The sequence below is a fragment of the Nocardioides sp. NPDC057772 genome (assembly GCF_042798075.1).
Lineage (GTDB): Bacteria > Actinomycetota > Actinomycetes > Propionibacteriales > Nocardioidaceae > Nocardioides.
Genome location: NZ_JBHVKN010000394.1, coordinates 1 through 1,366 on the forward strand (window position 1 = coordinate 1; position 1,366 = coordinate 1,366).

Sequence of the window (1,366 nt, forward strand, 5' to 3'; positions counted from 1 at the left end):
CCAGTGGACGGCCTGGCCGACGACCACGGCGTCGACGGAACCGCCGGGCAGCGGGATCTCCTCGGCCGTCCCGATGAGCGGGGTCACGGTGGGGAGCGCCTTCTTCAGTTCTGAGCGGCCTCGAGACGCTTCTTCACGTCCTGGAGGAAGCGGCCGGCGTCGGCGCCGTCGACCAGGCGGTGGTCGTAGGTCAGCGCGAGGTTGACCATGTAGCGCACCGCGATCGTCTCGCCGAGGTCCGGGTCGTCGATGACGACCGGCCGCTTCACCACGGCACCCGGGCCGAGGATGGCGACCTGCGGCTGGTTGATGATCGGGGTGTCGAAGAGCGCGCCGAACGAGCCCAGGTTGGTGATCGTGAAGGTGCCGCCGGAGAGCTCGTCCGGGGTGATCTTGTTGTTGCGCGTGCGGTCGGCGACATCGGCGATCTTCTTCGCGATGCCCGCGATCGACAGGTCGCCGGCGTCCTTGACGACCGGGGTCAGCAGACCGCGCTCGGTGTCGACGGCGAAGGCGATGTTCTCGCGGTCGTAGTAGGTGACCGTGCCGGCCTCGACGTCGATCCCGGCGTTGAGCTTCGGGTGCACCTTGAGCGCGTCGATCGCGGCCTTGGCGAAGAACGGCAGGTAGGTCAGCTTGACGCCCTCACGCTGCAGGAAACCGGCCTTGTTGGCGTCACGGAGGCGGGCGATGTTGGTGACATCGACTTCCATGACCTGGGTGAGCTGGGCGGAGGTGTGCAGCGACTCGGTCATCCGCTCGGCGATCACCTTGCGCAGGCGCGAGATCTTCTCGGTGGTGCCACGCAGCGGCGACGGAGCTGCCGGAGCGGCGGCGGGAGCGGTGGAGGCCGCCGGGGCAGCCGCTGCCGGAGCCGACTTGGCAGCGGCCGCCTGGAGGATGTCCTCCTTGCGGATGCGCCCACCGACACCGGAACCCTGAACGGTGTTGAGGTCGACGTTGTGCTGAGCGGCGAGCTTGCGCACCAGCGGGGTGACGTAGCCACCGGGCTGGATCGCCGGGGAGCTCTCGGTCGCCGGGGCGGCGTGAGCCGGGGCTGCCGGAGCGGGAGCAGCGGGGGCCGGCTCGGCAGGAGCCGGCGCGGGTGCGGCGGCGGCCGGGGCAGGCTCGGCGGGGGCCGGGGCAGGAGCCGGCTCGGGGGCGGCCTCCGGGGTCGGCTCCGGGGTCGGCTCGGGAGTGGGCTCGGGGGCCGGGGCGGCGGGAGCGGCGTCGGCGGCCGGCCCGGCGCCGGCGTCACCGACGAGCGCGAGCACGGCGCCGACCTCGACGGTCTCGTCCTCGGCGACCTTGATCTCGAGCAGGGTGCCGGCGACCGGCGAAGGAATCTCCGTGTCGACCTTGTCGG

Annotated in this window: 1 protein-coding gene; it reads right to left on the reverse strand. The window is 72.1% G+C overall.

The genetic code is table 11. The annotated features are described in order from the left end of the window. Window positions 1-104 precede the first annotated feature (104 nt). On the reverse strand, window positions 105-1,366 hold a 1,262-nt coding region (gene sucB / locus ACFVJS_RS27980), incomplete at its 5' end, for a 2-oxoglutarate dehydrogenase, E2 component, dihydrolipoamide succinyltransferase (RefSeq protein WP_378886803.1).